Raw genomic sequence first — 21,991 nt, 5'->3', positions numbered from 1 at the left:
AAGGAGCCCGAACATGAGTCCTGAAACCTTTGTTGACGTCTTTCGCGAGGCGCTCTGGCTGGTGACCATCATGGTGTGCGCCGTGATCTTGCCCAGCTTGGCTGTTGGCTTGGTGGTCGCCATCTTTCAGGCCGCCACCTCCATCAACGAACAGACCCTGAGCTTTCTGCCCCGTCTCATCGTGACGCTGTTTGCGCTGGGCGCGGGGGCTCACTGGGGATTGCAGAGTCTGATGGACTTCTTCGTGCTGATGGTCAACCAAATCCCCGAGGTGGTGGGATGACCTACACAACCGCTCTGATCATGGAGTGGTTGTCTTCCATCCTCTGGCCGCTGGCGCGGGTGAGCAGCCTGCTGATGGTGATGGCGGTATTTGGCAGCCGCCTTGCTCCTGCGCGGGTACGGATGGGGCTGGCTTTGGCCATCACCTTTCTGATCGCCCCGTTGCTTCCGAAAATGCCCCCCATTGAACTCTTCTCGGCCGGCAGCTTTCTGGTATTGGGCCAGCAACTGCTGATCGGTATTGCCCTCGGTCTGATGACCCAGTTTCTGATGGAGAGCTTCGTGATGGCCGGTCAGGTCATCGCCATGCAAACCAGTCTGGGTTTTGCCACTCTGGTGGATCCGATGAATGGCCAGTCTGCCCCCGTGGTGGGTCAGTTCTATCTGATGCTGGCGACCCTGGTGTTTCTGGCGCTGGATGGCCATCTGGTGATGCTGCGGCTGGTCATTCTTAGTTTCGAGACATTGCCTGTCTCAGAGTACGGCCTTTCGGTTTCGTCCATGAAAACCCTGAGTGCGTTTCTGGGCGTGATGTATCAGGCTGCGCTGGTGATGGCTCTCTCTGCCATTGTCGCTCTGCTGCTGATCAACTTCGCCTTTGGCGTGATGACCCGGGCGGCGCCGCAGCTCAACATTTTCAGTATCGGTTTTGCGGTCAGCATGATGTCGGGTCTGCTGATCCTCTGGCTCACTATCGGCGGGTTCCTCGGCCACTTCGACATGATGTGGGAGCGGGTGCAGGAGGTCAGCTGCGAGCTGATCAACACCCAGTGCTTCGGGGGCGCTCATGGCTGATACCGACCAGGAACGTACCGAACAACCCACGGGCAAACGACTGCAACAGGCCCGTGAAAAAGGGCAGATTGCACGTTCAAAAGAGTTGGGGACCGCCAGCGTTCTGCTCTCGGCGGTCTTTGGCCTGTTGATGCTCAAGGGCTCGCTGGCGACCGCCATGGTCAAGGTTGTCACCATGGGCTTTACCCTGGACAGAGAACAGGCTTTCGATCCCAATGCCATGATCGCCATGGTGCCAGCGCTGCTGGGGGAGCTGGCGCTTCCGCTGGGGCTGTTGTTCGCGCTGGTGGCGATTGCCGCTTTTATCGGCAACACCCTGATGGGGGGGATGAACTTCTCCACCGAAGCCATGATGCCCAAGATGAGCAAATTGAGTCCACTCAAAGGCTTCAAGCGAATGTTCGGAGTGCAGTCGCTGATCGAGCTGGTCAAATCCATCGCCAAGGTAGTGTTCATTACTTTGTTTGCCTGGTGGATGTTATCCAGCCAGTTCAATCACCTGCTCAATCTCTCTATGGAGGGATTTCCCGGCGGCATTATCGATGCGCTGGAGCTGTTTCTCTGGATGTTGATCATCCTCTGCTGTGCCCTGCTTCCCATCGTGGCCATCGATGTGCCGTTCCAGCAGTGGAATCACATGCGTCAGCTCAAGATGACCAAGCAGGAGATCAAGGACGAGTTCAAGGACACCGAAGGCAAGCCCGAAGTGAAAGGGCGGATCCGGCAGTTGCAGATGCAGATGGCGATGCGCCGGATGATGGGGGATGTACCCAAGGCTGATGTGGTGATCACCAACCCGACTCACTACTCGGTGGCGCTCAAGTATGATGCGGGCAAACCCGGTGCCGCGCCCAAGGTCGTGGCCAAGGGCACTGATGAAATTGCACTGAAGATCAGAGAAATAGCCAGAGAGTACGAGATCCCCATCATGCCGTCACCCGCTTTGACTCGAGCTATTTATCACTCAACCGAGCTGGGCCACGAGATCCCAGAGGGGCTGTTTGCGGCGGTTGCCCAGGTGCTTGCCTATGTCTTCCAGCTCAAGAAATTCCGCCGTGGTCAGGGGCGCCGTCCTCAACCGCTGGCGAAAGATCTCCCCATCCCGACCGAATATCGCAAATGACAAAGTTCTGACGTAGTCAAAATAAATCCATTTAATTTCAATATCTTGCATTGTTGGCTTAATGTTTGCTTTAATCTGGCACCAGCAGGTTGACATTGAGAAGAGCGATGGAATTCAAGGCAGTATTGGGCCAGTTAAAACAGTCCCGGGGAGTATTGAGCAAAGGCCTTGGTACCCCTCTGCTGGTATTGGCTGCGCTCGGCATGGTGGTGTTGCCCATTCCGCCGCTGATGTTGGACGTGCTCTTCTCCTTCAACATTGCCCTCTCCATCGTGATACTGCTGGTGGCCGTTTATACTCGGCGTCCCCTCGAATTTGCGGCCTTCCCGACCGTTCTGTTGCTCGCTACCCTGCTGCGGTTAGCGTTGAACGTCGCCTCGACCCGGGTGGTGTTGCTGGAAGGTCATAATGGTACTGCCGCTGCGGGCCATGTGATCGAGGCATTCGGTAACGTGGTGATCGGCGGCAACTATGCGGTCGGCATCATCGTTTTTACCATCCTGATGATCATCAACTTTGTGGTCATCACCAAGGGGGCCGGGCGGATCGCGGAAGTGAGTGCCCGTTTTACCCTTGATGCGATGCCGGGCAAACAGATGGCTATCGATGCCGATTTGAACGCCGGTCTCATCAATCAGGAAGAGGCGAAGAAGCGTCGTCAGGATGTGACCCAGGAAGCCGACTTCTACGGCTCCATGGACGGTGCCTCCAAGTTTGTCAAAGGGGATGCTATTGCGGGCATCATGATCCTCTTTATCAACATCATCGGCGGCTTCATCATCGGGATGATGCAGCACCAGCTTACCTTCGGTGAATCGGCCGAGATCTATACCCTGCTGGCCATCGGTGACGGTCTGGTGGCGCAGATCCCCTCCCTGCTGCTCTCCATCGCCGCCGCCATCATAGTGACCCGGCAGAATACCGATCAGGACATGGGTACCGCAGTACTGGGCCAGCTGTTTGACAATCCCAAGGCGCTGATCATCTCTGCCGGCATTCTGTTGATGATGGGGCTGGTGCCGGGGATGCCGCATTTTGCCTTCCTGAGTCTGGGGGCTCTCGCCGCCGCTGGCGCCTGGTGGTTGCTGCGCCGCGAGAAACTGGCGGCCGCCAAAGCGGCCAAAGGTGAACTGTTGCCTGCCACTGCCGAACAGCCTCATGAGCAGAAAGAGCTGAGTTGGGACGATGTAATGCCGGTGGATATCATCGGGCTTGAAGTGGGCTATCAACTGATCCCGCTGGTGGATCGCAATCAGGGTGGTGAACTGCTCAACCGGATCAAAGGGGTGCGCAAGAAACTCTCGCAAGAGCTGGGCTTTCTGGTCCCGGCCGTGCACATTCGCGACAACCTGGATCTGGCGCCAAACCAATACCGCATCACCTTGATGGGGGTCAGTACCGGCGAGGCCAATGTCTACCATGATAAAGAGATGGCCATCAATCCGGGGCAGGTATTTGGCCAGATCCAGGGGATAGCCACCAGGGATCCCGCCTTCGGCCTGGAAGCGGTCTGGGTTGCCAAGGAGATGGTCTCTCAGGCGCAGACGCTGGGTTATACGGTGGTGGATACCGCGACCGTGGTGGCTACCCATCTGAGCCAGATCCTCACCAACCATGCTGCTCTGTTGCTGGGGCATGACGAGGTACAACAGCTGCTGGACATGATTGGCAAACATCAGAGCAAGCTGGTCGAAGGGCTGGTGCCGGAAGTGATCAGCATGGGTAACCTGGTGAAGGTATTGCAGAATTTGCTCAATGAAGGCGTGCCAATCCGCGATATGCGCACTATCCTGCAGACCCTGGTTGAATACGCGCCGCGCAGTCCGGATCCGGAAGTGCTCACCGCCGCTTGCCGGATTGCCCTGCGTCGCCTGATTGTGCAGGAGATTGCAGGTCCCGATCCCGAGCTGCCGGTGATTACCTTGGCGCCGGAATTGGAACGTATATTGCATCAATCCCTGCAGGCTGGTGGCGGAGATGGTGCCGGTATTGAACCGGGTCTGGCAGAGCGGATGCAGCGTTCGCTGGTGGAAGCCACTCAACGACAAGAATTGGAAGGCCAACCGGCCGTGCTTCTGACATCGGGGATCTTGCGCAATACCCTGGCGAAATTTGTCAAGAATGCCATTCCTGGATTGCGCGTTCTGTCTTATCAGGAAGTGCCCGACGACAAGCAAATTCGCATCGTCAGTGCGGTAGGGCAGAACTAGTTAGCGGAGACGACGGGTGAAGATTAAGCGGTTTTTTGCCAAGGACATGCGAACGGCTCTGGCTGAGGTCAAGGAGACTCTCGGGCCTGACGCCGTCATCATGTCCAACAAGAAAGTCACCGGAGGGGTAGAGATAGTCGCCGCAGTCGATTATCAATCTCAGGTTCCGGGGCCCAAAGATGCGCCGGTTCGCCGTCAGCTGAACGATGAGAGCGTCAATATTTCGTCTGCGGCCCGGCAGATGATCCGCCCCGAGCCGACACCGGCGAAGGAGCAGAACGAACATTATGCCGATACTCTGGCCGCCTTGCTGGCGCGCCAGCAGAAGCTCAAGCCGGGTAATGCGGCGCCAATGGGCAATACCCAATCGGCCGGTCTAGCTGCAGCCAATGCAGCGCCCAAAACCTTGGCCGAGCAGGGGCAGTGGGGCGCAGCCCCGGAACCTGCCAAGCCCAAGGCCCGGGTTGCCTCCGGTCAGCGTGCGCCTCAACCTGCCCAGCGGGATCAGGAGATGGAGGGGATGCGCAAGGAGATGGCCAGCATCCGTAAATTGCTGGAGCACCAGATCTCCGGGCTGATGTGGCAAGAGGTGGAGCGCCGCGAACCGATGCGGGCCCTGCTGATCAAGGAGCTCAAGAAGCTGGGCTTTGACGATGGGTTTGCCGATCAACTGGCGGGACTGATCCCCGAAGATATGTCCATCCATCAGGCGATGGCCCAGTTGGCCGAGGTGCTGACGGCCCAGCTCAAGATCAGCGAAGACGAGATTTTGCGTCAGGGCGGCGCGGTTGCGCTGCTTGGTCCGACCGGGGTGGGCAAAACCACCACCATCGCCAAGCTGGCAGCCCGTTTCGCCATGAAGTATGGCGCCGAGCAGGTGGCGCTGATCACCACCGACAACTACCGGATTGGGGCCCATGAACAGCTGCAGACCTATGGCCGCATCATGGGTTGCCCGGTACGGCAGGTGCGTGATGCCGAAGAGCTGGCCAATGCGCTTTATCAGTTCCGCCATCGTCGGCTGGTACTTATCGATACGGCCGGGGTTGGCCAGCGGGATATCCGGCTGACCGAGCAGCTCGATACCCTGGTCAAGAATGCCAAGGTGCGGATCCGCAGTTATCTGGTGATGTCGGCAACTTCCCAGCGTCGGGTGATGCAGGAGGCGGTGGACCATTTCCGGCGTATTCCATTAAGCGGCTGCATACTTACCAAATTGGATGAAAGTCTGAATCTGGGCGAAGTGATTAACGTGTGTATCCAGAATGCCTTGCCTATCAGCTATATCACTGACGGACAAAGGGTTCCGGAAGATATTCAGGTTGCCAATGCGGCGCAGCTCGTCGGGGCTGCCATGGGCTCGCTGGAGCGAGAAACTGAGGAGCCCTATTTCTGGGGCACAGGCTTTGGCGAGGCCGAAGATTCGGAGTTTTATGAGTAACATACATATGGATCAGGCGAGTGGTCTGCGCAAAATGCGTCAAAACAATCGAGTAAAAGTAATCGCCGTTTCCGGTGGCAAAGGTGGCGTGGGCAAAACCAACGTAACCCTGAACGTGGCCGGAGCCATGGCCGCCCAAGGCAAGCGGGTGATGGTGCTGGATGCCGACCTGGGTCTCGCCAACGTCGACGTTATGCTGGGGCTGCGAGTTCATCGCAACCTCTCCCATGTGTTGGCTGGTGAATGCACCCTCGACGATATCATCGTTGAAGGCCCTTACGGCATGATGATCGTGCCGGCGACCTCGGGCACCCAGTCCATGGTGGAGCTCTCACCGGTGCAGCATGCCGAGCTTATCCGCGCCTTCAGCGAGATGAAGACCCAGGTCGACATCCTGCTGGTGGATACGGCGGCGGGGATCTCCGACATGGTGCTGAGCTTCACCCGTGCCGCTCAGGATATCATGGTGGTGGTCTGCGATGAGCCGACCTCCATCACCGATGCCTACGCCCTGATCAAGATCCTTTCCAAGGATCACGGCGTGTTCCGCTTCAAGGTGGTGGCCAATATGGTACGCAGCCTGCGCGAAGGGCAGGAACTCTTTGCCAAACTGACCCGGGTAACAGATCGTTTCCTCGATACCTCGCTGGAGCTGGTCGCCTGTGTGCCTTATGACACCAACCTGCGCGCTGCAGTGCGCAAGCAAAAACTGATTGTCGAGGCGTTTCCCAAGTCGCCGGCCGCGCTGGCGTTCAGGGCCCTTGCCAACAAGGCGGCGAGCTGGCCGGTTCCCAACCAGCCGGGCGGCCATCTGGAGTTTTTCCTGGAAAATTTGTTGCAGAAACCGGCTACAACACAGGAAGGTTCCCGTGAATAAAGCCCAAGCGTACTTGCGTCATCAGGATTCCTACGTGCTGGTGGAGCGCCATGCTCCCCTGGTCAAGCGAATTGCCCAGCATTTGCTGGCTCGCCTGCCCAGCAGTGTCTTGCTGGATGACCTGATCCAGGCAGGTATGATTGGGTTGCTTGAAGCCTCCCGTAACTTTGACGGCAGCAAGGGCGCCAGCTTCGAGACGTATGCCGGGATCCGCATCCGTGGCGCCATGCTGGATGAGATCCGGCGCGGTGACTGGGTGCCCCGCTCCGTGCATCGCAACAGCCGGGCAATCGCAGAAGCGATTGAGAATGTCGAGCAAACCCATGGACGTGATGCGCGTGATACCGAGGTTGCTGCCCAGATGGGGGTCTCCCTTGCTGATTATCATGCAATGCTGCAAGACGTATCCTGCGGCAAAATTATCGGCATCGAGGATTTGGGGGTCAGTGAGGATGTGATTGGCAACCCCGATGATGCCCCTTCCGGCTCGGGATTCGATGAATTGGCCGCAGAGCGATTTCAAGTTCAATTAGCCGAGCAAATTGGTCGTCTACCAGAGCGAGAAGCGTTGGTTCTCTCACTTTACTACGATGAGGAACTGAACTTGCGTGAAATTGGCGAGGTTTTGAATGTGAGCGAGTCGCGTGTGAGCCAGATCCACAGTCAGGCAATGCACAGATTGCGCGCTCGTTTGAGAGATTGGCATCTATAAGTATTTGTAATGGCTACACTGAGATGAAACTCTAAGGCATAATCCGCACGACACAACCCGTTTTTAGCATCATGTAAGTGAGCCACTCTGGTGGCTATTTAGGAGGGAATTTTGGACAAGAACATGAAAATCCTCATTGTTGACGATTTTTCAACGATGCGCCGGATTATCAAGAACTTGCTGCGCGATTTGGGATTCAACAATACCCATGAGGCGGATGACGGCAATACAGCATTGCCGATGCTGAAAAATGGTGATTTTCAGTTTGTGGTGACCGACTGGAACATGCCAGGCATGCAAGGTATCGACCTGCTTAAAGCCATCCGTGTTGATGAGAAGCTCAAGCATCTGCCGGTACTGATGGTCACGGCTGAAGCCAAGCGTGAGCAGATCATTGAAGCTGCCCAAGCAGGCGTCAACGGTTACATCGTCAAGCCCTTCACTGCAGCAACGCTCAAAGAAAAACTCGACAAAATTTTCGAACGAATTGGCTAAGGAGCTGCAGGGATGATGGCCAAAACGAGAGCAATGATTTCGCTCGACCAGGCAAGGACGCTTGTTGCTCATCTGGAGCAAGATAAATTTGAGCTGGCCGATGAACTGCTTGCCGAAGTATGTGCCCCCAACGCAGCCGATCTGTTTGATAAAGTAGGTCAGCTGACCCGACAACTGCATGATTCACTTCAAGAATTTCGCCTCGATCCCCGTATTCCCGATTTGGCTACCCATGAAATTCCCGATGCACGGGAGCGCCTGAGCTACGTTATCGATATGACCGATAAAGCGGCCAATCGCACCATGGATGCGGTGGAAGCCAGTTTACCGATAGCGGATCGCCTTAATGACAATATCCAGTTGGTGATGCCGAACTGGAATGCGCTGATGTCCCGTGACATGAGTGTGGGGCAGTTCAAATCCTTATGTCACCAACTTGATGATTTTATTAAGGCTTCTGAGTCTGATGCCGATAAATTACGACAACTGCTGACAGAAATCCTGATGGCGCAAGATTTTCAGGATTTGACAGGGCAGATGATCCGCAAGGTCATCAAGCTTGTTCAGGAAGTTGAAACAAAATTAATAGAAATGCTGACCATGTTTGGTGAAGCCTCTGCTGAGCATTCAACTCGCAGCCTTCCTGTCAACGGGATTGAAGCAGAAGGGCCGATCATGCACCCGGAGACTCGTGCCGATGTGGTTAATGGTCAGGATGATGTGGACGATCTGCTGTCTAGCCTGGGATTCTAATGGAGTGACGCATGGCCTTCGAGGTTGATGAGGACATACTGCAAGACTTTCTGGTCGAAGCATCCGAAATATTGGAACAGTTGTCTGAACAACTGGTTGACTTGGAAAAACGGCCTGATGACAAGAATCTGCTGAATGCCATTTTTCGCGGTTTTCATACTGTGAAAGGGGGCGCAGGTTTTCTGTCGCTCGGCGAACTGGTTGATGTATGCCATGGTGCAGAAAACGTATTCGACATTTTGCGTAATGGCAAACGAACCGTTACCGCCGAGCTGATGGATGTGATCCTGCAAGCGCTGGATGCCATCAATGTCATGTTCGCCCAGGTTCAAAATCGCGAAGCACCCAGCCCTGCGTCAGATGATTTGCTTCATGACCTCCACGAGTTGTGCAAGCCGGAAGGGGAAGAGCAACTGCGCACTGCCACCAGTGCAGCCGTTGCAGCGGAGCCTGACCCCGCAGCGTCAATAGTCAACGTTGTTCCCGAGGCAGTTGAACCCGTTGCCATCAGTAGTGGTCCGGCCCCTGTCAATGGCGGTGGCTCTATCGATGAAATTTCAGCAGACGAATTCGAGCGTTTGCTGGACGAACTTCACGGCGTGGGTGGTGCCCCCACCAAAGTTGCTGCAGTTGCCCCGATAGCGGGTGGCTCTGGTGATATCACCGATGATGAGTTTGAAGCCTTGCTGGATCAGCTTCATGGTCAGGGTCAGCACATCGGAGCGCCAGAAGTCAATCCGTTGAAGTCCGTGCAAAAAGAGGTGGACGAGCTTATCGATGATGATGAGTTTGAGCGTCTGCTTGATGAATTGCATGGCCGTGGCCAAGCACCGCAGAGTACCAGGGCACCAGCCGCGGGGACCCCGTCCAAGCCAGATGCTCCTGTCGCTAAACCTGTACCGACAGCACCGGCAAAACCCGCAGAAGCAGCCAAGGCACCTGCGCCAGCTGTCAAGGCTGCGCCCGCTCCAGCAGAAAACAGTGCTGTACAAAGCGATACCACAGTGCGGGTGGATACCAAGACCCTCGACGTCATCATGAATATGGTGGGTGAGCTGGTACTGGTACGTAACCGTTTGGTGAGCTTGGGCATAGCCAGCAATGATGAAGAGATGTCAAAAGCTGTTGCCAATCTCGATGTGGTAACGGCTGACCTGCAAGGTGCGGTGATGAAAACCCGCATGCAGCCAATCAAGAAGGTGTTTGGTCGCTTCCCGCGGGTAGTTCGTGATCTGGCCAGAACCCTCAAAAAAGAGATTGAGCTGGTGATGGTGGGGGAAGAGACCGATCTGGATAAAAACTTGGTAGAGGCGCTCGCCGATCCTCTGGTTCACCTCGTTCGCAACTCTTGTGACCACGGTGTCGAGATGCCGGATGTGCGGGAGAAGGCGGGTAAACCGCGGCAAGGGACGATCACTCTTAGCGCCTCTCAGCAAGGTGACCATATCCTGCTCTGCATCGAGGATGATGGGGCGGGTATGGATCCTGAAAAGCTCAAAGCCATTGCGATCAGTCGTGGCGTGCTGGATGCGGATACCGCAGCACGCATGAGCGACAACGATGCCTATAACTTGATCTTTGCCCCGGGCTTTTCTACCAAGGCCGAAATCTCTGATATTTCCGGCCGTGGTGTCGGGATGGACGTGGTCAAGACCAGTATTGTCAGCCTCAATGGCTCAGTACATATCGACTCCACCTGGGGGAAAGGTACCCGTCTCGAGATCAAGGTTCCGTTGACGCTGGCTATCCTACCGACCCTGATGGTGGAAGTGGGTGAACAGACCTTCGCCTTGCCCCTTGGTTGTGTGAACGAAATTTTCCATCTGGACCTGAAAAAGGCCAATATGGTGGATGGTCAGCTCACCATCATAGTGCGCGAGAAAGCAATACCGCTTTTCTATCTGCACAAATGGTTGAACCGTGGGTCCAGCAAGCGTTCTCGCCAGGATACCGGGCATGTGGTGATCGTGCAGATTGGTACTCAGCAAATCGGGTTTGTGGTCGACAGCTTGATTGGTCAGGAAGAGGTGGTGATCAAGCCACTCGATAACCTGCTGCAAGGTACGCCTGGCATGGCCGGGGCGACGATTACCAGTGATGGCGGTATTGCTCTTATTTTGGATGTGCCGGGTCTGCTCAAAGCATATGCGCGTAGACACTAATAGCTCAGGCTCAAGGAGTTAGAATAACAACAATGGCAGTCAAGATATTAGTTGTCGACGATTCAAGTTTCTTTCGCCGTCGGGTGAGCGAGATCATCAATCAGGATCCCATGCTGACGGTGATCGATACGGCTCAGAATGGGCGTGAAGCGGTGGACAAGGCGATGTCGCTGCGTCCTGATGTGATCACCATGGACATTGAGATGCCCGTGATGGATGGCATCAGTGCGGTGCGGGAGATCATGGCCAAGTGCCCAACCCCCATTCTGATGTTCTCCTCCCTGACCCATGAAGGGGCCAAGGCGACGCTGGATGCACTTGACGCCGGAGCCATCGACTTCTTACCCAAGAAGTTTGAAGACATTGCCAGAGACAAGGACGAAGCGGTCAGATTGTTGCAACAGCGGGTGAAGGAGATCTCCCGCAAGCGCTTCCTGATGACATCTGCGGCCCGCCCCAAAGCACCCGAGCCGGTTGCTCGTGCTCCGCTGGGCAGCACTGCGCCCAGAACTCCAGATCGTCAGTCTGACTTGCAACGCACTGCTGTTCCAAGCGCCTCATTCAAGCGCAGTGGCAAGACGTATCAGTTGGTGGCAATCGGCACTTCTACCGGCGGGCCTGTGGCTCTGCAGAATGTGCTGACCAAGTTACCGGGGGATTTTCCCCATCCCATCCTGCTTATTCAGCATATGCCTGCCACCTTCACCGCCGCATTTGCCGCCCGTCTCAATGGCTTGTGCCAGATTGGCGTCAAGGAGGCCGAGGATGGCGATGTGCTCAAACCGGGCCATGCCTATCTGGCGCCTGGTGGTAAACAGATGCTGCTGGAAGGGCGTGGCGTAGGTGCCCGCATCCGCATCGTGGATGGCAACGACAAGGTAAATTACAAACCTTGTGTTGACATCACTTTCGCCTCGGCGGCCAAGACCTATGCCGACAAGGTACTGGCGATTGTGCTGACCGGTATGGGCGCCGATGGCCGTGATGGTGCCAGACTGCTGAAAGAGCAGGGCTCGACCATCTGGGCTCAGGATGAGGCTTCCTGCGTGGTATATGGGATGCCCCAAGCGGTTGCCAAGGCAGGGATTGCCAGCGAATCACTTCCTCTGGACAAGGTAGCCCAGCGTATTCTGGTTGAGTTGGGGCGCTAATCATGGGCTTGCTCGGTCTGCTCCTGGCATTGGGGGCTATTGCTATTGCCCAGCTGTGGCATGGTGGCTCCCTGTTGACGTTGGTGGACGGCCCCGCTTTTCTGATCGTACTGGGTGGTACTGTCGGTGCTGTGACATTGCAGACTCCTGCCAAGTACATTCTGCTGGCGTTGCGCCAACTGTTATGGATTTTTACCCCTCCCCGGCAAGATCTCGCGATGCAGGCCGAACGGTTGCAGTCGTGGGCCGTTTTTGCGCGCCAGCAAGGGCTGCTGGCCCTTGAAAATCAGGCCGAGCAGGAGAAGGACCACTTTACCCGCCAAGGGCTTGGCATGATTGTCGATGGGGTATCCACAGAGGATATACGTATGCTGCTGGAGGCTGACATCGATATCGAGCAGGAGCGCAATGAACATGCTGCCAGGGTATTTGAGGCCATGGGGGGGTACAGTCCGACCATCGGGATCATCGGTGCTGTGCTGGGCTTGATCCAGGCCATGTTTCATCTCGAAGATCCGTCCGCGCTGGGGGCGGGCATCGCAGTTGCATTTGTGGCAACCATCTATGGGGTGGGGTTTGCCAACCTTATCTACCTGCCTATCGCCAACCGGCTACGCGCATTTCACTATCACTATGCACTCTTTCAGGAGATGACCCTGGAAGGGCTACTGGCCATCTCCCATGGTGAGAATGGTGTGCAGGTTGAGCGTCGGCTCAGGGCCTATTTGAAAGGAGAGTAGCCATGCGCAAGCGCTATCGGTTGCACTTGCAGGGTCGCGAGCATCTTGACCGTTGGCTGGTCTCCTATGCCGATTATATGACGTTGATCTTTGCCCTGTTCGTGGTGCTCTACTCCGTTGCGCTGGTGAACAAGGACAAGTACCGCGCGGTGATCGATGGCATGAGTCAGGCGTTCAGTGTCATGCAACCCGGGAGTCACGGTTTGCTGGAGGGGCAGGGCAATTCCCTGCTGGACAATGCGGTCTCTGCATCCCCCTCGTTGCTGGAAAGCCCTGCATCCCCCGCTCCTTCACTTGCTCCGATTTCTGGTGTGCCAGTGCTGCAAGATGGCACGACACTTGCGCAACTCGATATGCAGTTGCAACAGAGCATGGGAGCGCTGGTGGATGCCGGCATCGTCAAACTGACACAAGATGAAAACTGGCTGACGGTTGAACTCAGTGCCGGCTTGTTGTTTGGCAGCGGCAGTGCCTTTTTGGGACCAAACGCTGCACCGGTCATTAATACTCTTTCAAGTATTCTCAAACCGGTCGATAACTATGTAAGGGTTCGGGGTTATACCGATAACCAACAGATAAATAATGAAATTTATCGTTCTAACTGGGCGCTCTCTGCCGCTCGGGCCGAGGCGGTACTCAATGGTTTGATCGCCGATGGTATCGCCCCCCAGCGTCTGGCGTTCGAGGCATATGGCGAGTTTTCCCCCTTTGCTGACAACAGCAGCGAACAGGGCAGACTGCAGAATCGCAAGGTTGTGGTCGCTATCTCCAAATTTGCCTGGGTGCCGCCGGCACCTGTGGTTGCAACGCCCCCAGTGGTTGCCAAGCCGGTTCCTGCGGTGCAGCAGGCGGTGGATGCAGGAGAGATAAAGGTGATCACCTTGCCCGGTGGTGGCATACGCATAACAACAAGGCAGGATTGATACAGTGATTGTTTGGACGGTTGCCAACCAGAAAGGTGGAGTGGGTAAAACCACCACAGTGGTCTCGCTTGCCGGGATCCTGGCCCAGCGTGGCCAGCGGGTGCTGTTGATTGACACCGATCCCCATGCCTCGCTGACTGCATATCTTGATTTTGATTCCGATCGCCTCGATGGCACTCTTTATGAGCTGTTTCAGGCGGTCAAACCGACCGCCGAGCTTGTCAATAAACTGACGCTCAAGACCAAGTTCGACAATATCCATTTGCTGCCAGCATCCATTACCCTGGCGACCCTTGATCGGGTGATGGGCAATCGTGAGGGCATGGGATTGGTACTGAAGCGGGCACTGCTGCGTATTCAGGATCAATATGATTACGTGCTGATCGATTGCCCGCCGGTGCTGGGGGTGATGATGGTCAACGCGCTGGCGGCCTGCGACCGTATTCTGGTGCCTGTCCAGACCGAGTTTCTCGCGCTTAAGGGGTTGGAGCGGATGATGAAAACATTTGAGATCATGCAGCGCTCCAAGCGTGACAAGTTCCGTTATACCGTGATCCCGACCATGTTTGACAAGCGTACCCGTGCCTCTCTGATGACCTTGAAATCGATCAAGGATCAATATGGGGATTCGGTGTGGAATGCGGTGATCCCCATTGATACCAAATTTCGGGATGCCAGCTTGCTGCATATCCCCCCGTCTATCTATTCTCCCGGGAGTCGCGGAACCTATGCATACGAAACGCTGCTCAACCATCTTGATGCCCTCGAGCGGCAACGGGTTCATGAGGTGACGGCATGAGCGATACCATTCAAGTCCGAGCGATGGATGACTATTTCCACTCTCTGCTGCTCGATGAGCCGCTGGTGCTGGATGAGGTGGAAGAGCGTCAATCCGCCCCGGTATTGCAGTTGCTACGTCAGTCCCAGAGCGTTCCCGATGTGGTCGCTGCACCTTACCTCGAAAACGATCCACGGCTTGCCCAGCTCGGTGAGTTGCTGGCGCAGGTGGGACAAGTCCAGTTTGAGAATGACGCCTTCACCCAGGAAGCAACACTCACCGCACCGCTGGAGATTGTCGCGGAAGAGTCACTGTTGCCGGTGGAGCCGGAATGGCCGGCTGAAGTGCTTGCTCCCGAGGCTGTAGAGCCCCATACCACTATTCTGACCGAGACGGCGCTGGAGGTTGATCCAGTAGATACCTGTGAGCCTGTCGCTTGGGAAAATATCGACACCGGTAAAGAGTTTCAGGCCCTTTTTTTTGATGTCGCTGGCGTGACGTTTGCGGTGCCGTTGACCGAGCTTGGCGGCATTTATCAGTTGGGCGAGATCACCTCCCTGTTTGGCCAGCCGCGCTGGTACAAGGGGATCATGACTTCCCGCGAGCAGAAGATGAATGTGGTCGATACGGCCCAGTGGGTCATGCCGGGCCAGCATCTCGAGATGGATGATTACAAGTACCTGATTATGCTTGGCGAATCCCCTTGGGGGCTGGCGTGTCATCACCTGAAAGGGACCGAGTTGTTACATCGTGAGCAGGTCAAGTGGCGCCATCAGGAGGGCAAGCGCCCCTGGTTGGCAGGCATGGTCAAAGAAAAAATGTGTGCCCTGTTACACGTTCGCGAACTACGCCTGATGCTGGAGCGCGGGGTGAACATAGAAGGTCGCTGATAGCTTCTGCAATCGAGCTGTTTTATTGCTAGTTTTAGCAGTAGACGTTTTCATAAAAGGAATAAAAACATGACAGAAAAGCGCAATATTGCACAGAATCTGGCCGAAGATGAAGTGCTGCAATGGGTAACCTTCCAACTGGAAAACGAAACCTATGGCATCAATGTGATGCAGGTTCAGGAGGTGTTGCGCTACACCGAAATTGCGCCGGTGCCGGGTGCGCCGGAGTACGTACTGGGGATCATCAACCTGCGTGGCAATGTGGTGACTGTCATCGATACCCGTTCCCGCTTCGGTCTGCCTTCCGGTGATGTGAGTGAAAACTCCCGGATCGTGATCATCGAGGCCGAGAAGCAGGTGATCGGCATCATGGTCGACAGCGTGGCAGAAGTGGTTTATCTGCGCTCTTCCGAAATCGATGCGGCTCCTGCAGTCGGCACGGAAGAGAGCGCCAAGTTTATTCAGGGGGTGAGCAACCGCGATGGCCAACTGCTGATCCTGGTTGACTTGAACAAGCTGCTCTCCGATGAAGAGTGGGAAGATATTGGTTCCCTCTGATAAGTAAGGTGATGTTTTGATAATCGAGATGGTTGCCTTGGGGGTGTCCCTGATTGCCTTGGCGTTTGCCTCTTATAGCTGGTTCAAGAGCAAGCGCAGCAAACAGGAGTCCGAGGCCAGTGTGACAACGCTGCAAGGTCAGCTGGAAAGCTTGCGTAAGCAAATGATGGAGCTCCATACCGGTGCTATTGGCATGGGGCAGCGTCTGCAATCGGTGGAAGGGGCAATGCAGCAGGTCAATGATCGCCAGCAAGAGCTGACCCTGCAGGATCCCGAGCGCAGGCTCTACAGCCGAGCGGCCAAGATGGTCGAACTGGGCGCCGATCTTGATGAAGTCATGAGTGAGTGCGAGTTGCCAAAGGCAGAGGCCGAGCTCTTGATATCGTTGCGAAAAGGTCGCTCTTGATGATTCAGGAAGGCAACTGCCTTCCTGAATTTTATGGCGCGCAGTCGCTTTCCCGCCAGCTGCGTTGAGCGGGTTGTTTCTGCCGTATTTTCTTTGTGATCCCGGTCGCCAGTCAGTTCAATTGTTGCATCTTTGAAAAGACCTATTCCAATACTGTGTTAAGATGCAGACCGCTTCATTTTCTCTGAAAAAATCCCCATGCTGCTTCAAGTTAACAATCTGAGCTGCGTGCGCGAAGATCGCACTCTGTTTGAACACCTCTCTTTCTCTGTGGCGCCCGGCGATCTGGTGCAAATCGAAGGGCCCAACGGTGTCGGCAAGACCAGCCTGTTGCGGTTGTTGACCGGGCTGTCGCAACCATTTGCCGGTGAGGTGTGCTGGAATGGGGAGAATATTCGTCACTGTCGTGATGAGTATCATGCCAAGCTGCTCTATCTCGGTCATCAGCCCGGCGTCAAAGCGGCGCTGACCCCTTTTGAAAACCTGAAGTTCTACCAGCAGTTGCATCACCCGCAGCAAACAGAGACTGACTTGTGGCAGATATTGGCCCGGGTAGGGCTGGCCGGGTTTGAAGAGAACCCGACCGGGCAACTCTCTGCCGGTCAGCAACGCCGCGTGGCCCTGGCCAGACTCTGGCTGTCACAGAAACCGGCGCTCTGGATCCTCGATGAACCCTTTACCGCCATCGACAAGCAGGGGGTCAAGGTACTCGAGCAGCTCTTTTTGGCCCACGCCGAACGGGGCGGCATGGTGATCCTCACCACCCATCAGGATCTGACTCTGATGCAGGGACGGCTGAAGAGTATCTCGTTGACCCCCTTCGCCTCGACATTGCAGGAGTAACGCCATGTTGCGCGCAGTTATGCACCTTATTCACCGTGAACTGCTGATGGCCCTGCGCCAGCGTTCCGATATTCTCAATCCGCTCTGGTTTTTCCTCATCGTCATCACCCTGTTTCCGCTAGGGATTGGCCCGGAGCCCAAGCTGCTGGCCCGTATTGCCCCGGGGATTATCTGGGTGGCGGCGCTATTGGCGGCCATGCTGTCGCTGGAGCGACTGTTTCGCGACGACTTTGCCGATGGTGCGCTGGAGCAGATGATGCTGATGCCGCACCCGCTGGGCTTGCTGGCGCTGGCGAAAGTGGTCGCTCACTGGCTGCTGACCGGCTTGCCGCTGCTGCTGATCTCTCCCTTGCTGGCGATTTTGCTGTCGCTGGATATGAACACCTATCTGGCCGTCGTCGCGACGCTGGCACTAGGCACTCCGGTATTGAGCCTGCTCGGCGCGGTCGGGGTCGCGTTGACGGTGGGGCTGCGCAAAGGCGGGGTGCTGCTCAGTCTGCTGATCCTGCCGCTCTATATTCCGGTACTGATTTTTGCCACCTCAGCCATTGATGCCGCGGGGATGAGCTTGCCCTATGGCGGGCAGCTTGCCATTCTGGCCGCCATGCTGGTGGGCGCTTTGACGCTGACGCCGCTGGCTGTGTCGGCGGCATTGCGGGTCAGCCTCAACTGATGGCAGTGTGCTGAACTGGATTTGGCTCCGAACGGAGTCTTTTTACAAAAAATAATGTTGCGATGGATCAAGGAGAGCGCCGCTTATTGCTTTCGGGGTATTTGATGCTGCCCCGTGGTCGGTATGGTAGGCCTCGCCAAACGATTAATAACAAAAAGGTTTTGTGAGCTATGTGGAAATGGTTGCACCCTTATGCCAAACCGGAGCGGGCCTATCAGCTGGCAGGCACGCTGTTGCCCTGGTTTGCGGTGATTAGTCTGCTCTCGTTTGTGATCGGTACTGTCTGGGGCCTTGCGTTTGCGCCAGCGGATTACCAGCAGGGAGATTCGTTCCGGATCATCTATATCCATGTGCCTTCCGCCATTCTCTCCATGGGTGCCTACTCCACTATGGCGGTGGCTGCCTTTATCGGCCTGGTGTGGCAACTGCGGATGGCGGACATGACGGTTGCAGCCATTGCGCCGGTCGGCGCCGTCTTTACCTTTATCGCCCTCTTTACCGGTGCCGCCTGGGGCAAGCCGATGTGGGGAACCTGGTGGGTGTGGGATGCACGGCTCACCTCTGAGCTGATCCTGCTGTTTCTCTACCTCGGCGTGATTGCCCTCTACAACGCCTTCAGTGACAAGGTGGTCGCTGGCCGTGCCGCCGGTATTCTGGCGCTGGTGGGGGTGATCAACCTGCCCATCATTCACTACTCGGTGGAGTGGTGGAACACCCTGCATCAGGGAGCCACCATCACCAAATTTGACAAACCGTCCATTTCGCCCGAGATGCTCTGGCCGCTGCTGATCATGATCCTGGCGTTTGCCGCGTTTCTCGGTGCCCTGACCCTGATGCGTTTTCGCAATGAACTCCTGATGCGGGAGTGGCATCGTCCCTGGGTCAAAGAGATTGCAGAGCAGGAGAAGTAAGCATGCACTTTGCCTCTTTCAGTGATTTTATGGCGATGGGCGGTTACGCCTTCTATGTCTGGCTCTCTTTTGGCCTGACGCTGGTGTGTCTGGTCGGCATCATCATTTCTACCCGCATGAAAACCCGCAGCCTGCTCGGCGAGTTGCGCAGCAAACAGGCGCGTGAGGCCCGTCGCAAGGCGGCCCGGCAGATGGAGAACACCCTATGAATCCGAGACGCAAAAAACGCCTCACCATCATTCTGGCCATCACCCTGGGTCTGGCGACCGTCAGCGGACTGGTGCTCTACGCCCTCAGTCAGAATATCGACCTCTTCTACACCCCGAGCGAGTTGGTGGAGGGGAAGGGGCCGGACAAGATCAAGCCGGAAGAGGGGCAGCGCCTGCGCATCGGTGGATTGGTCTTGCCGGGGTCGGTACAGCGGGATCCCCAGAGCCTCAAGGTGGCCTTCAAGCTGGTGGATAACGGCGGTCATCTGGTGACGGTCGAGTTTGACGGCATCCTGCCGGACTTGTTCCGTGAAGGGCAGGGGATTGTTGCCCAGGGCACCCTCAAGGATGCCACGACCGTAGAGGCGTTCGAGGTGCTGGCCAAGCACGATGAGAACTACATGCCGCCGGAAGTGGCCGATGCCACCAACGGCATGCACTTCAAGCCGGAGTACTCCGAGGCGCAGTTGAAGGGAGCCAAGCAGTGATCCCTGTGGTGGTTGCCTTTTTCGCTTTGCCTGCCGTGCGTGATGCGGCTGTTGTCACCGTTCAATTGAAAGGAATGCCTTCATGATCCCGGAATTAGGTCAGTTTGCGCTGATCCTGGCCTTTGCCACCGCTCTGCTGCTGGGCAGCTACCCGCTGCTTGGCGCCAGCTGGGGGCGTCTTGGCATGATGTCGGCGGCCCGTCCGCTCGCCTATGCCCAGTTCTTGCTACTGCTGTTGTCGTTTCTCTGCCTGACCTGGGCTTTTATCGATAACGACTTCACCGTGCAGTATGTGGCCACTAACTCCAACAGCCTGCTGCCGCTCGCCTATCGCATCTCGGCGGTATGGGGGGCCCATGAAGGTTCCCTGCTGCTGTGGGTTCTGACCTTAGGGGGCTGGACTGCGGCGGTGGCCATGTTCAGTCGCCGTCTGCCGCTTGATGCCGTTGCGCGGGTACTTGGCGTGCTGGGGCTGATCTCGGTCGGCTTTACCGCCTTCGTGCTGTTCACCTCCGATCCCTTCACCCGTACCTTGCCCTATTTTCCGGTCGATGGTCGTGACCTCAATCCCCTGCTGCAGGATCCGGGCCTCATCTTCCATCCGCCGATGCTCTACATGGGCTATGTGGGCTTCTCGGTGGCGTTTGCCTTTGCCATTGCCTCGCTGATGACCGGCCGTCTCGATGCGACCTGGGCTCGCTGGTCGCGCCCCTGGACCATGGCGGCCTGGGTATTCCTGACCCTGGGCATCGTGCTCGGCTCTTGGTGGGCCTACTACGAGCTCGGCTGGGGCGGCTGGTGGTTCTGGGATCCGGTAGAAAATGCCTCCTTCATGCCCTGGTTGGCGGGGACCGCTCTGCTGCACTCGCTGGCGGTGAGCGAGAAGCGCGCCACCTTCAAGGCGTGGACCGTGCTGCTGGCCCTCTCTGCCTTCTCGTTGAGCCTGCTCGGTACCTTCCTGGTGCGCTCCGGCGTGCTGGTGTCGGTCCATGCGTTCGCCTCCGACCCGACCCGCGGCCTGTTTATTCTCGGCTTCCTGCTGGCGGTGATCGGTTCATCCTTGCTGCTGTTTGCCTTCAAAGGCTCGCAGGTGAAGAGCCACGGCAAACACGAGCTGTGGAGTCGCGAGACCCTGCTGCTCTGCAACAACATCATGCTGGTGGCGGGTCTGCTGACCGTGCTGCTCGGCACCTTGCTGCCGCTGGTGCACAAGGAGCTGGGGCTGGGGAGCATCTCCATCGGTACTCCCTTCTTCAACCACATCTACAGCTGGCTGATCATCCCGTTTGCCCTGCTGCTGGGGATTGGCCCGCTGTTTCGCTGGCGTCGTCAGGAGCTGGGGGAACTCAGAGGCAAGGTGGTCGTGGCACTGGTGCTGAGTCTGGCCGCTGCCGTGCTGTTGCCGCTAGCCTTTGCCGAAACCTTCAAGCCGTGGGCGGCGGTAGGGATTGGTCTGGGCGCCTGGATCATCGTTACCAGCGTGCAGGAGACCTGGGCACGAGCGACCCACAAACACAACTTTGCGGTCGGCGTGCGCAAGCTTGGCAACAGCCACTGGGCCATGATCCTTGGCCATGTGGGGCTGGCAGTCAGCATCATAGGTATCGCCTGCACCCAGAATTACAGCATCGAGAAGGACCTTCGAATGCAGGCGGGTGATCGGGTGCACTTTGCCGATTACGAGTTCGTCTTTGCCGGGATCAAAGAGAAGAACGGCCCCAACTATGATGGCTTCAAGGGGGTGCTGGAAGTGAACCGGAATGGCGAGCAGGTCGCCCTGCTCAAGCCTGAGAAGCGGATGTACAAGGTGAGCCGGATGCCGATGACCGAAGCGGCCATCGATGCCGGTATCACCCGTGATCTCTATGCGGCGCTGGGGGAACAGCTCGACAACGGGGCCTGGGCAGTGCGGATCTACTACAAGCCGTTCGTGCGCTGGATCTGGTTCGGTGGCGTCTTTATGGCCATCGGTGGCGTGCTGGCGATGCTCGACAAGCGTTACCGTTTCGGCCGTCGTGAAGAGGAGGCCAAGGCATGAACAAAAAGACCTGGTTGTTTTTAATCCCCTTTATCGTCTTTTTGCTGGGGGCTGTGTTCCTGTTCAAGGGGCTCTACTCCGATCCCACCAAGCTTGAGTCCGTGATGGTGGGCAAAGAGGTGCCGATGTTCACCCTGCAGGACATTTACGATCTGAACAAGCAGCACGATCGCAGTATCCTGACCGGTCGTCCCATGCTGCTCAACGTCTGGGCCACCTGGTGCCCGACCTGCTACGGCGAGCACACCTACCTCAAACAGCTGGCAGGGCAGGGCATTCCCATCATTGGCATGAACTACAAGGATGAGCGCGACAAGGCGATCAAGTGGCTGGCGGAGCTGGGCAACCCCTATCAGGTCAATCTCTATGATCCGGACGGCATGCTGGGGCTGGATCTCGGGGTATATGGCGCGCCGGAGACCTTCTTTATCGACAGCAAGGGGATCATCCGGTATCGCCACGTGGGGGATATCAACCCCGAAAACTGGGCGTCGACCCTCAAACCCATCTTTGATGCCATGAAGTGAGGGGAG

At 56.7% G+C, this 21,991-nt stretch carries 24 protein-coding genes; all 24 read left to right on the top strand.

Going from position 1 to position 21,991, the window contains the following annotated elements; genetic code table 11:
* The first annotated feature begins 13 nt into the window (after window positions 1–13).
* The 24 genes from fliQ to NMD14_13885 all read left to right on the top strand — a co-directional run bounded on the left by fliQ (window position 14) and on the right by NMD14_13885 (window position 21,985).
* A complete protein-coding gene (gene fliQ, locus NMD14_14000) occupies window positions 14–283 on the top strand; it encodes a flagellar biosynthesis protein FliQ (protein ID XEI31872.1) in 270 nt (89 codons plus the stop codon).
* Entirely contained in the window at window positions 280–1,077 is a 798-nt protein-coding gene (gene fliR / locus NMD14_13995) for a flagellar type III secretion system protein FliR (protein XEI31871.1), read from the top strand. Before fliQ ends, fliR begins: the two co-directional genes overlap by 4 nt.
* Window positions 1,070–2,200 (top strand): flagellar biosynthesis protein FlhB, encoded by a 1,131-nt coding sequence (flhB, locus tag NMD14_13990; protein XEI31870.1) that lies wholly within the window; start codon window positions 1,070–1,072, stop codon window positions 2,198–2,200. The genes fliR and flhB overlap by 8 nt, the downstream gene beginning before the upstream one ends.
* Before the next feature lie 107 nt (window positions 2,201–2,307).
* Window positions 2,308–4,410 (top strand): flagellar biosynthesis protein FlhA, encoded by a 2,103-nt coding sequence (gene flhA / locus NMD14_13985; GenBank protein XEI31869.1) that lies wholly within the window; start codon window positions 2,308–2,310, stop codon window positions 4,408–4,410.
* Window positions 4,411–4,426: 16 nt separating this feature from the next.
* The gene (flhF, locus tag NMD14_13980; protein XEI31868.1) at window positions 4,427–5,851 is read left to right on the top strand and encodes a flagellar biosynthesis protein FlhF; all 1,425 of its coding nucleotides are present in this window, start codon (window positions 4,427–4,429) and stop codon (window positions 5,849–5,851) included.
* Complete coding sequence (locus tag NMD14_13975; GenBank protein ID XEI31867.1) at window positions 5,844–6,728, top strand: MinD/ParA family protein; 885 nt, start codon at window positions 5,844–5,846, stop codon at window positions 6,726–6,728. Before flhF ends, NMD14_13975 begins: the two co-directional genes overlap by 8 nt.
* On the top strand, window positions 6,721–7,440 hold the full coding sequence (locus NMD14_13970; GenBank protein ID XEI31866.1) for an RNA polymerase sigma factor FliA: 720 nt from the start codon (window positions 6,721–6,723) through the stop codon (window positions 7,438–7,440). Before NMD14_13975 ends, NMD14_13970 begins: the two co-directional genes overlap by 8 nt.
* A 111-nt stretch (window positions 7,441–7,551) precedes the next feature.
* Window positions 7,552–7,935, top strand: coding sequence for a chemotaxis response regulator CheY (cheY, locus tag NMD14_13965; protein XEI31865.1), 384 nt, complete (start codon window positions 7,552–7,554; stop codon window positions 7,933–7,935).
* Window positions 7,936–7,947: 12 nt separating this feature from the next.
* The gene (locus NMD14_13960; GenBank protein XEI31864.1) at window positions 7,948–8,688 is read left to right on the top strand and encodes a protein phosphatase CheZ; all 741 of its coding nucleotides are present in this window, start codon (window positions 7,948–7,950) and stop codon (window positions 8,686–8,688) included.
* Window positions 8,689–8,699: 11 nt separating this feature from the next.
* Window positions 8,700–10,850, top strand: coding sequence for a chemotaxis protein CheA (locus NMD14_13955; protein ID XEI31863.1), 2,151 nt, complete (start codon window positions 8,700–8,702; stop codon window positions 10,848–10,850).
* Window positions 10,851–10,882: 32 nt separating this feature from the next.
* Complete coding sequence (locus NMD14_13950) at window positions 10,883–12,001, top strand: chemotaxis response regulator protein-glutamate methylesterase (protein XEI31862.1); 1,119 nt, start codon at window positions 10,883–10,885, stop codon at window positions 11,999–12,001.
* A gap of 2 nt (window positions 12,002–12,003) precedes the next feature.
* A complete protein-coding gene (locus NMD14_13945) occupies window positions 12,004–12,741 on the top strand; it encodes a flagellar motor protein (GenBank protein ID XEI31861.1) in 738 nt (245 codons plus the stop codon).
* A 2-nt stretch (window positions 12,742–12,743) separates the two neighbouring features.
* Entirely contained in the window at window positions 12,744–13,664 is a 921-nt protein-coding gene (locus NMD14_13940; protein XEI31860.1) for an OmpA family protein, read from the top strand.
* Window positions 13,665–13,668: 4 nt separating this feature from the next.
* Entirely contained in the window at window positions 13,669–14,463 is a 795-nt protein-coding gene (locus tag NMD14_13935; protein ID XEI31859.1) for a ParA family protein, read from the top strand.
* Window positions 14,460–15,332 carry a chemotaxis protein CheW gene (locus NMD14_13930; protein ID XEI31858.1) on the top strand — a complete coding sequence of 291 codons (873 nt, stop codon included), beginning with the start codon at window positions 14,460–14,462 and terminating at the stop codon, window positions 15,330–15,332. The genes NMD14_13935 and NMD14_13930 overlap by 4 nt, the downstream gene beginning before the upstream one ends.
* Before the next feature lie 69 nt (window positions 15,333–15,401).
* Entirely contained in the window at window positions 15,402–15,890 is a 489-nt protein-coding gene (locus NMD14_13925; protein XEI31857.1) for a chemotaxis protein CheW, read from the top strand.
* A 28-nt stretch (window positions 15,891–15,918) separates the two neighbouring features.
* Entirely contained in the window at window positions 15,919–16,296 is a 378-nt protein-coding gene (locus NMD14_13920; protein XEI34769.1) for a DUF2802 domain-containing protein, read from the top strand.
* Between the two features lie 198 nt (window positions 16,297–16,494).
* A complete protein-coding gene (gene ccmA / locus NMD14_13915) occupies window positions 16,495–17,139 on the top strand; it encodes a cytochrome c biogenesis heme-transporting ATPase CcmA (GenBank protein XEI31856.1) in 645 nt (214 codons plus the stop codon).
* Window positions 17,140–17,143: 4 nt separating this feature from the next.
* A complete protein-coding gene (gene ccmB, locus NMD14_13910) occupies window positions 17,144–17,812 on the top strand; it encodes a heme exporter protein CcmB (protein ID XEI31855.1) in 669 nt (222 codons plus the stop codon).
* A 170-nt stretch (window positions 17,813–17,982) separates the two neighbouring features.
* Window positions 17,983–18,723, top strand: coding sequence for a heme ABC transporter permease (locus NMD14_13905; GenBank protein XEI31854.1), 741 nt, complete (start codon window positions 17,983–17,985; stop codon window positions 18,721–18,723).
* A gap of 2 nt (window positions 18,724–18,725) precedes the next feature.
* Entirely contained in the window at window positions 18,726–18,932 is a 207-nt protein-coding gene (gene ccmD / locus NMD14_13900; protein ID XEI31853.1) for a heme exporter protein CcmD, read from the top strand.
* The gene (gene ccmE / locus NMD14_13895; GenBank protein XEI31852.1) at window positions 18,929–19,420 is read left to right on the top strand and encodes a cytochrome c maturation protein CcmE; all 492 of its coding nucleotides are present in this window, start codon (window positions 18,929–18,931) and stop codon (window positions 19,418–19,420) included. The genes ccmD and ccmE overlap by 4 nt, the downstream gene beginning before the upstream one ends.
* An 82-nt stretch (window positions 19,421–19,502) precedes the next feature.
* On the top strand, window positions 19,503–21,458 hold the full coding sequence (locus tag NMD14_13890; protein ID XEI31851.1) for a heme lyase CcmF/NrfE family subunit: 1,956 nt from the start codon (window positions 19,503–19,505) through the stop codon (window positions 21,456–21,458).
* The gene (locus NMD14_13885; GenBank protein XEI31850.1) at window positions 21,455–21,985 is read left to right on the top strand and encodes a DsbE family thiol:disulfide interchange protein; all 531 of its coding nucleotides are present in this window, start codon (window positions 21,455–21,457) and stop codon (window positions 21,983–21,985) included. The genes NMD14_13890 and NMD14_13885 overlap by 4 nt, the downstream gene beginning before the upstream one ends.
* Window positions 21,986–21,991 lie beyond the last annotated feature (6 nt).

This window comes from Aeromonas veronii (assembly GCA_041319085.1).
Taxonomy (GTDB): domain Bacteria; phylum Pseudomonadota; class Gammaproteobacteria; order Enterobacterales; family Aeromonadaceae; genus Aeromonas; species Aeromonas veronii_F.
Note: the sequence above shows the minus strand (reverse complement) of the source record. Positions and strands in the feature narration are given on the sequence as shown.

What these genes read in the sequence shown, in the direction of transcription:
- fliQ (XEI31872.1), top strand. Translation starts at nt 14, where the DNA reads ATGAGTCCTGAAACCTTTGTTGACGTCTTTCGCGAGGCGCTCTGGCTG.
- NMD14_13955 (XEI31863.1), top strand. Translation starts at nt 8,700, where the DNA reads ATGGCCTTCGAGGTTGATGAGGACATACTGCAAGACTTTCTGGTCGAA.
- NMD14_13905 (XEI31854.1), top strand. Translation starts at nt 17,983, where the DNA reads ATGTGGAAATGGTTGCACCCTTATGCCAAACCGGAGCGGGCCTATCAG.
- NMD14_13950 (XEI31862.1), top strand. Translation starts at nt 10,883, where the DNA reads ATGGCAGTCAAGATATTAGTTGTCGACGATTCAAGTTTCTTTCGCCGT.
- fliR (XEI31871.1), top strand. Translation starts at nt 280, where the DNA reads ATGACCTACACAACCGCTCTGATCATGGAGTGGTTGTCTTCCATCCTC.
- flhA (XEI31869.1), top strand. Translation starts at nt 2,308, where the DNA reads ATGGAATTCAAGGCAGTATTGGGCCAGTTAAAACAGTCCCGGGGAGTA.
- ccmB (XEI31855.1), top strand. Translation starts at nt 17,144, where the DNA reads ATGTTGCGCGCAGTTATGCACCTTATTCACCGTGAACTGCTGATGGCC.
- NMD14_13975 (XEI31867.1), top strand. Translation starts at nt 5,844, where the DNA reads ATGAGTAACATACATATGGATCAGGCGAGTGGTCTGCGCAAAATGCGT.
- NMD14_13945 (XEI31861.1), top strand. Translation starts at nt 12,004, where the DNA reads ATGGGCTTGCTCGGTCTGCTCCTGGCATTGGGGGCTATTGCTATTGCC.
- NMD14_13940 (XEI31860.1), top strand. Translation starts at nt 12,744, where the DNA reads ATGCGCAAGCGCTATCGGTTGCACTTGCAGGGTCGCGAGCATCTTGAC.
- NMD14_13890 (XEI31851.1), top strand. Translation starts at nt 19,503, where the DNA reads ATGATCCCGGAATTAGGTCAGTTTGCGCTGATCCTGGCCTTTGCCACC.
- ccmA (XEI31856.1), top strand. Translation starts at nt 16,495, where the DNA reads ATGCTGCTTCAAGTTAACAATCTGAGCTGCGTGCGCGAAGATCGCACT.
- flhB (XEI31870.1), top strand. Translation starts at nt 1,070, where the DNA reads ATGGCTGATACCGACCAGGAACGTACCGAACAACCCACGGGCAAACGA.
- ccmD (XEI31853.1), top strand. Translation starts at nt 18,726, where the DNA reads ATGCACTTTGCCTCTTTCAGTGATTTTATGGCGATGGGCGGTTACGCC.
- NMD14_13920 (XEI34769.1), top strand. Translation starts at nt 15,919, where the DNA reads ATGGTTGCCTTGGGGGTGTCCCTGATTGCCTTGGCGTTTGCCTCTTAT.
- ccmE (XEI31852.1), top strand. Translation starts at nt 18,929, where the DNA reads ATGAATCCGAGACGCAAAAAACGCCTCACCATCATTCTGGCCATCACC.
- NMD14_13925 (XEI31857.1), top strand. Translation starts at nt 15,402, where the DNA reads ATGACAGAAAAGCGCAATATTGCACAGAATCTGGCCGAAGATGAAGTG.
- NMD14_13885 (XEI31850.1), top strand. Translation starts at nt 21,455, where the DNA reads ATGAACAAAAAGACCTGGTTGTTTTTAATCCCCTTTATCGTCTTTTTG.
- NMD14_13930 (XEI31858.1), top strand. Translation starts at nt 14,460, where the DNA reads ATGAGCGATACCATTCAAGTCCGAGCGATGGATGACTATTTCCACTCT.
- NMD14_13960 (XEI31864.1), top strand. Translation starts at nt 7,948, where the DNA reads ATGATGGCCAAAACGAGAGCAATGATTTCGCTCGACCAGGCAAGGACG.